The sequence below is a fragment of the Streptomyces milbemycinicus genome (assembly GCF_002154605.1).
GTDB lineage: Bacteria > Actinomycetota > Actinomycetes > Streptomycetales > Streptomycetaceae > Streptomyces > Streptomyces milbemycinicus.
In genome coordinates this window covers 1-7,490 of record NZ_MUNE01000766.1, presented here as the reverse complement: position 1 = coordinate 7,490, position 7,490 = coordinate 1, and the positions used below count along the sequence as shown (strand labels likewise).

Annotated in this window: 7 protein-coding genes; 3 read left to right on the top strand and 4 right to left on the bottom strand. The window is 68.1% G+C overall.

Annotated features, from left to right (window positions below; translation table 11 throughout):
- Positions 1-136 precede the first annotated feature (136 nt).
- A complete protein-coding gene (locus CCN51_RS45750; protein ID WP_193383813.1) occupies positions 137-793 on the top strand; it encodes a nucleoside/nucleotide kinase family protein in 657 nt (218 codons plus the stop codon).
- A 70-nt stretch (positions 794-863) separates the two neighbouring features.
- Here CCN51_RS45750 and CCN51_RS45745 read toward each other — a convergent pair whose 3' ends face one another.
- From CCN51_RS45745 to CCN51_RS45730, 4 genes are all read right to left on the bottom strand, one after another.
- On the bottom strand, positions 864-1,526 hold the full coding sequence (locus CCN51_RS45745) for a DUF4360 domain-containing protein (RefSeq protein ID WP_043487829.1): 663 nt from the start codon (positions 1,524-1,526) through the stop codon (positions 864-866).
- A gap of 82 nt (positions 1,527-1,608) precedes the next feature.
- Positions 1,609-2,256: a DUF4360 domain-containing protein gene (locus CCN51_RS45740; RefSeq protein ID WP_014180581.1), complete on the bottom strand. Its 648-nt coding sequence runs from the start codon at positions 2,254-2,256 to the stop codon at positions 1,609-1,611.
- A 428-nt stretch (positions 2,257-2,684) separates the two neighbouring features.
- Entirely contained in the window at positions 2,685-3,308 is a 624-nt protein-coding gene (locus tag CCN51_RS45735) for a methylated-DNA--[protein]-cysteine S-methyltransferase (RefSeq protein WP_055414324.1), read from the bottom strand.
- A 117-nt stretch (positions 3,309-3,425) separates the two neighbouring features.
- Positions 3,426-4,373 (bottom strand): glycerophosphodiester phosphodiesterase, encoded by a 948-nt coding sequence (locus CCN51_RS45730; protein ID WP_014180583.1) that lies wholly within the window; start codon positions 4,371-4,373, stop codon positions 3,426-3,428.
- A 205-nt stretch (positions 4,374-4,578) separates the two neighbouring features.
- On the opposite strand from CCN51_RS45730, the gene uvrB reads away from it, so the two are divergent.
- Positions 4,579-6,735 (top strand): excinuclease ABC subunit UvrB, encoded by a 2,157-nt coding sequence (gene uvrB, locus CCN51_RS45725; protein ID WP_014180584.1) that lies wholly within the window; start codon positions 4,579-4,581, stop codon positions 6,733-6,735.
- Between the two features lie 164 nt (positions 6,736-6,899).
- On the top strand, positions 6,900-7,478 hold the full coding sequence (locus CCN51_RS45720; RefSeq protein ID WP_014180585.1) for a TerD family protein: 579 nt from the start codon (positions 6,900-6,902) through the stop codon (positions 7,476-7,478).
- The last annotated feature ends 12 nt before the right edge of the window (positions 7,479-7,490 follow it).

The window sequence follows — 7,490 nt, the reverse complement described above, 5'->3', positions numbered from 1 at the left end:
CGCGGCTCGCGGCTCGCGGCCATGCTCTCCATACCGTTTCGCAAACCGCCCGACAACCCCTTCCACGCCTTCACTCACCCCATCCATCTGCCGCAGACCCCACCGTAAGCCAAGCGCCCCACCCCGTACCTGCATGATGGGGGCTGTGCGGCTTGAAGCGATCTCCTGGGAACGGCTGACCGGCGCGCTCGCCGACCGCGTCGCGGATCTGACGGCGGCGGACGGCAGCCCTTGGCTGAGGGTGGCGGTCGACGGGGCGTCGGCGGCGCGTACCGGGGAGCTGGCGCAGGGGCTGGCCGAGGCGCTGCGGGTGCGGGGGCGGCCGGCTCTGGTGGTCGCGGCGGGCGGCTTTCTGCGCGCGGCGTCGCTGCGCTACGAGTACGGGCGGCGGGACGCCGACGCGTACTACGACATGTGGCTGGACACGGGCGCCCTGTGGCGTGAGGTATTCGACCCGCTGGAGCCCGCGCCGCGCGGCACGGGGCGGGTGCTCCCCGATCTGTGGGATCCGGTGACCGACCGGGCCACCCGCTCCCCGTATGTCGAACTGCCGCCGGGCGGGGTGCTGCTGCTCCATGGTGCGCTGCTGCTGGGGCGCTGGTTCCCGTTCGACCTGTCGGTGCATCTGCGGCTGTCCCCGGCCGCGCTCGCCCGCCGCACGGACGAGGACGAACAGTGGACGCTGCCCGCCTTCGCGCGCTACGAGGAGGAGGCGCGGCCCGCGGAGACCGCGGATGTGGTCGTCCGCGCGGACGATCCGCGCCATCCGGCCTGGAGCGGACCGGGGACGTGAACGCCGTGCGCCGCGCCCCTGTGGGGACGAGGCGCACGGCGCCAGGAGTGTGAGGTCCGGCGGGGGGTGGCTACGCCGGCGGGCACTCCTTCCACGCGAAGTGGTACGTGGTGCTCACGCTGCCGTCCGTCGAGTCCATGGTCATGAAACTCGTCGTGTTGGTCGTGTCCGAGGTGCCGGCGTTGACCCGCAGCTCAGTGTTGATGTTGAAGTTCCGCAGCGCACCGCAGGGGGCCCATTCCACGGTGGCGATGTCGGAGACGTCGGTCGCCTGCCAGTTGTCGTCGAAGACGCCGGTGAACTCATGGGATTTCGCCGCCGTATTTGACGATCCCTGGAAGTAGTACGAGGCCTTCTCGACGCTGGTCGCGCCCTTCTCCAGGTGCGCATAGCCGCGGTAGTCCACGCTGGCGATCGCGTATGTGAAGCCCTGCGGCACATGCACGACAAGGTTGAGCTGGCAGTTCTTTCTGAAGTCGGTCGGCTTGGCGCCCTTGCCCACTTGGGCGAGATAGTCGCTGTAGGTGACCGTGAACGCCGTGTTGTCGGGCGATACGGCCACCGCTGCGGTGCCCGCCGGACAGCCCGAACCGTTGACCGTCGCGACCGTGATCACGATTTTGTCGGGCGGCGGGTCCTCGAACGGCGATTGCGCGGACGCGGGCTGAGAGGAAGCGAGTGCCGTGGCGAACAAAGCCGCGGCCACGCCTCCTGCGAACATTGCACCGGGCATGATTCTCCATTCGATCGTCTGTGGACGACGACGGAAAGCCGGGCAGGCTCCGACGCCGCCCTGGCTGGTGGAGTTTCGCGTCTTACCGGACGGAAGGACATTCCTTCCAGGCGATGTGGTAAATCGTGTTGTTGCTGCCGTCGGTCGAGTCCATGGCCATGAAGCTGGTGCTGCCCGCCGTCGAGGTACCCGCGTTCACCCGCAGCTCGGTGTTGATGTTGAAGTTGCGTTCCACGCCGCAGGGCGCCCAGACCAGGGCGCTGTAATCGGTGGAGTCGCGGGTCTGCCAGTTGTCGTTGTACGGACCGTTGAAGTCATGGGTCCGCGATGTCGTGTCCGCCGAACCCTGGAAGTAATAACTCGCCTTCTCGGTGCCTTTCGCTCCCTTCTCCAGGTAGGCGTAGCCGCGGTAGTCGACGCTGGCGATGGCGTACGTGAAGCCCTGCGGTACGTGGACGCCCAGGTTGAGCTGGCAGTTCTTACGGATGTCGGTGGGGTCCGCACCCGCGCCGACCTGGGCGAGATAGTCGCTGTAGGTCACCGTGAAGGCCGTGTTGTCGCTGGAGACGGCGACGGCGGCGGTCCCTTTGGGGCAGCCCGATCCGTTCACGGTGTTGATGGTGACCTGGATCTTCTCGGTCGGCACATCGGTGACCGACGCGCCCTGCGGGGAAATACCCGATGCGAATAACGCCGCGACCGCGCCGCCGGCGAGCAGGCCAAAAGACATGGTTCTCCTATCGAAGGTCGATCAAGCGGTGGGTGAAGCCGTGGGGACGTGTGTTGCCAGGGTGTGGCGCATGCCGACGCGCGCTTTCGGCGCGATTTCGTCGGATGTTTGGATGTCCGGATGTCCGGTAGTGGCCGCGGGCATATGCGGTCGTCCGCGGTTCTTCACGGTATTTCCGGGAAGGCCTTATCCGCTGTGTGGGGAAAGCGGTGCAGCCTTCAAGAAAGGAGCGCGCTCGCAGTGTCATGCGCGTGGTCAGTGCGCATTGGGAGCGATCCAAAGATAGGAGTGAAACGTGTCCACGACAAGACAGGTGGAGTTTTCCGGAACAAGATATTTCCCAGGCGGCATCCAGGCACAGAGCCGGACACAGAGCCCAGCACAGAGCCCAGACGGAGCCCCGCGCGGATGCCGGCTCTGAGCCCGGCTCAGAAGAGTGGCTGCGGAAGGATCCCTTCCAGGGCCAGCAGCGTGCGCTTGGTCTCCAGGCCGCCACCAAAACCGCCTATGCCACCGCCGCTCTCGACGACGCGATGGCAGGGCACCACCACCGGCAGCGGATTGCTGCCCATGGCCACCCCCACCGCCCGCGCGGCGCCCGGGTCGCCTACGCGGTCGGCGAGCTCCCCGTAGCCGACGACCGTGCCGTACGGGATGTGGTCGGCGAGCTCGCGCAGCACGCGGCGGTTGAAACCGGTGGTGAGGGACCAGTCCAGGGGGACGGTGAACTCGCGCAGCCCGTCGGCGAAGTAGCTCTCCAACTGGCGCACGGCCGAACCGAGATGGACGAGGCGGTCCGGTATGGCCCCGGCTGCGGCGTCGGCCGGTGAGCCCGCCTCGAAGGCCGGGTCGGGCTCCGGGGCCGTGCCGAGCCGGGCGGTGAGCCGGGAGACGGCCTTGGCCGCCGTCGCGTCGTCGGCGTGGAAGACGACCTGGGCCAGGCCCTGATCCGTCGCCGCGAGCAGCAACGGGCCGATGGGGGAGTCGAGCACACTCCAGCACCATGCGCGGGCCTCGCGCCGCTCCGTCGGCCCGTCCTGCTCCGCCGAGATCGCCTGCCCCGGCCCTTCTGAGATCGTCACGGGTCCAGCCTAGGCGCGGGGACCGACAACGCCTCCCCGCGCCCAAGCCGTGACGCCGCTACGCCGCCGCGCCAGGCTGCGACGCCGCTACGAGACCGCCGCCGGGGCGCCCGGCACCTCGTAGCCCGCGTCCTCCAGCGCGTCCCGCACCACATCCGGGTTGTTGGTGATGATCCCGTTCACGCCCATATGCGCGACGTCGACCGCCGTCTGCGCGTCGTTCACCGTCCAGGCGTAGACCTCGAACGGACGGCCGTGTGCGCCGTCCACCTCGTGGACCGCGTCGACGTAGTCGGCGTCGATGGTCTTGTAGCTCGGATTGATCTGGTCGGCGAATTCCGAGTAGGTCGCCAGGTCCTCGACCGCGGGTGTGCCGAGGAAGCCGGTCTTGACGTCCGGTCGCAGGTCGTGGACCTGTTTCACGGCGTCCGCGCCGAAGCTCTGGACGATCAGCTTGTGCTGGACATGGCGGCGGTCCAGCCAGCCCGCTCTGCGCAGCTCGCGCAGCGTCTGGCGCTCGATGTCCGGGTACAGCTCAGGGGCTTTGAGCTCCAGGAGGAGCTTCTGGTGGTTGTGTTCCACCCGATCGAGGTAGTCCTCGAGAGTCGGCACCCCCTCGCCCGCGAACTTGGCGCTGAACCAGCTGCCCGCGTCGAGCTGCTGGATCTCGTCGAGGGTGAAGTCGGAGATCTTCCAGGGCGCGCGGTCCGGAAAGACCTCCTCGACGTCCGTGGTCCGGTTCAACGTGGTGTCGTGCATGACGATCAGCTCGCCGTCCTTGGTCCGCTGGACGTCGTTCTCCACCCAGGTGATGCCGAGGTCGTCGGCCGCGTCGACGGCGGCGAGCGTGTTCTCCGGGGCGTAGGCGGAGGCGCCCCGGTGGGCGACGGTGACGGTGTGGCGCGACTGGTCGGTGACTTGATCGGCGTGATCGACGGGGTCGGCTTGGTCGGCCCGGGCGGCCGCCGGTGAGAGGAAGAGCGCGGACATACCGATGAGCGCGCCGGTGAGGGCGGCGGCGGGGCGGATGCGCATACGGACTCCTCGCGTCGTCTGACTCGCGTGAATCGCGGACGGGCAGAGGGTCCCAGTCGTGCCGTCCCGAAGGATAGGTGGTGGTTGGACAGAGTGAAACACGGTCCCGCCGGGCGCCCCGTCGTGACGCGAGAGGGGTCACCCCTCCACGGTTCGGGGTTCGGCCGGTCGGCCGTTGTCAGTGGCGGGTCGTACGGTGGGTGTCATGCGGCCCGTATCTCAGATCGAACGTAAGGTGGCGCCTTTCGAGGTCGTCAGCCCGTACCAGCCCAGCGGCGACCAGCCGACGGCGATCGCCGACCTGGGGCGGCGCATCCGCGCTGGTGAAAGCGATGTTGTGCTGCTCGGCGCGACCGGTACCGGAAAGTCGGCGACCACCGCGTGGATGATCGAGAAGCTTCAGCGCCCGACCCTCGTCATGGCGCCCAACAAGACCCTCGCCGCCCAGCTCGCCAATGAGTTCCGCGAGCTCCTGCCGAACAATGCGGTTGAGTACTTTGTGTCGTACTACGACTACTACCAGCCAGAGGCGTATGTCCCGCAGTCGGACACGTACATCGAGAAGGACTCCTCGATCAACGAGGAGGTCGAGCGGCTGCGCCACTCCGCGACAAACTCGCTGCTCACCCGGCGTGACGTGGTCGTGGTGGCATCCGTCTCGTGTATCTACGGCCTGGGCACCCCGCAGGAGTACGTGGACCGCATGGTGCCGCTGAAGGTCGGCCAGGAGATCGACCGGGATCAGCTGCTGCGCCGCTTCGTCGACATCCAGTACGCGCGCAACGATGTGGCGTTCACCCGCGGCACCTTCCGGGTCCGCGGCGACACCATCGAGATCTTCCCGGTCTATGAGGAGCTGGCCGTCCGGATCGAGATGTTCGGTGACGAGATCGAGGCGCTGTCCACGCTCCACCCCCTCACCGGCGAGGTCATCACCGACGACGAAGAGCTGTATGTGTTCCCGGCCACCCACTATGTGGCAGGGCCCGAGCGCATGGAGCGGGCGATCGCCGGGATCGAGTCCGAGCTGGAGCAGACCCTGGCCCGGCTGGAGAAGCAGGGCAAGCTGCTGGAGGCGCAGCGGCTGCGGATGCGGACGACGTACGACATCGAGATGATGCGCCAGATCGGCACCTGCTCCGGCATCGAGAACTACTCCCTGCACATCGACGGCCGTGAGCCCGGCTCCCCGCCGCACACCCTGCTGGACTACTTCCCGGATGACTTCCTCCTGGTCATCGACGAGTCCCATGTCACCGTCCCGCAGATCGGCGCGATGTACGAGGGCGACGCCTCCCGTAAGCGGACGCTGATCGAGCACGGCTTCCGGCTGCCGTCCGCGCTCGACAACCGTCCGCTCAAGTGGGAGGAGTTCCTGGAGCGCACCGGCCAGACCGTCTATCTCTCCGCGACCCCCGGGCCGTACGAGCTCTCGCGCGGCGACGGTTTTGTGGAGCAGATCATCCGCCCGACCGGTCTGGTCGACCCCGAGGTCGTCGTCAAGCCCACCGAGGGGCAGATCGACGATCTGATCCATGAGATCCGCACGCGTACGGAGAAGGACGAGCGCGTCCTGGTCACCACCCTCACCAAGAAGATGGCCGAGGACCTCACGGACTACATGCTCGAGCTGGGCATCCAGGTCCGCTATCTGCACAGCGACGTGGACACCCTGCGCCGCGTGGAGCTGCTGCGCGAGCTGCGCGCGGGTGAATACGACGTCCTGGTCGGCATCAACCTGCTGCGTGAGGGCCTGGACCTGCCGGAGGTCTCGCTGGTCGCGATCCTCGACGCAGACAAGGAAGGGTTCCTGCGCTCCGGCACCTCGCTGATCCAGACCATCGGCCGCGCCGCTCGTAACGTCTCCGGCCAGGTCCATATGTACGCCGACAAGATCACTCCGGCGATGGAGAAGGCCATCGACGAGACCAACCGGCGCCGGGAGAAGCAGGTCGCGTTCAACAAGGCCAACGGGATCGATCCGCAGCCGCTCCGTAAGAAGATCGGCGACATCGTGGCGACCATCGCCCGCGAGGAGATCGACACCAAGGAGCTGCTGGGCACCGGCTACCGCAAGACCGACGGCAAGGGCGCCAAGGGGCAGGCGAAGGCCCCGGTGCCCGCTCTGGCCGGGCAGCGGGCGGGAAGCGCGGGCAAGGGCGCCAAGGGCGCCAAGGGCGCCAAGGACGGGCAGCTGACGGACCGTCCGGCCGCCGAACTCGCCGAGCTGATCGAGGAGATGACCGACCGGATGCGGGCCGCGGCCGCCGAGCTGCAGTTCGAGATCGCGGCCCGACTGCGCGACGAGGTGGGGGAACTGAAGAAAGAGCTGCGCCAGATGAGGGAGGCCGGGCTGTCCTGACCCCTGAGGTGTGCCGCGCCCGGTCCGTGCCGCCCGGTGTGTTGCAAGACCGACACAAAAGCCGGTGGGGGCGGTTGGGGGGCTTGTCCCAGTGCATAGGGTTCAAGCAGGCCGTGCGGACCGGGCGGCCGCGGGGAATCGAGAAACGAGAGTAGGGACAGCGCGTGACGGTCAACATGTCCAAGGGACAGGCCATCAGTCTGCAGAAGGCCGACGGGGGCACCCTGACCGCGGTGCGGATGGGACTTGGCTGGCAGGCGGCGCCCCGCCGCGGGCTGTTCGGTTCCCGCACGCGGGAGATCGACCTCGATGCCTCGGCTGTCCTGTTCGCCGACAAGCAGCCGGTGGACGTCGTGTTCTTCCGCCACCTGGTCAGCGACGACGGCTCGGTGCGCCACACCGGCGACAACCTGGTGGGCGGCGCCGGCCAGGGCGGCGACGACGAGGCCGTCCTGGTCGACCTGCAGCGGGTGCCGGTGCACATCGACCAGATCGTCTTCACGGTGAACTCCTTCACCGGCCAGACCTTCGCCGAGGTGCAGAACGCGTTCTGCCGGCTGGTGGACGAGACCAACGGCCAGGAGCTGGCCCGCTACACCCTCACCGGCGGCGGGCAGTACACCGCGCAGATCATGGCCAAGGTGCAGCGCGCCGGCTCCGGCTGGCAGATGAAGGCCGTCGGCGAGCCGGCCAACGGCCGCACCTTCCAGGACCTGATGCCGCACCTCCTGCCGCACCTGTGAGCAGCTGAATCC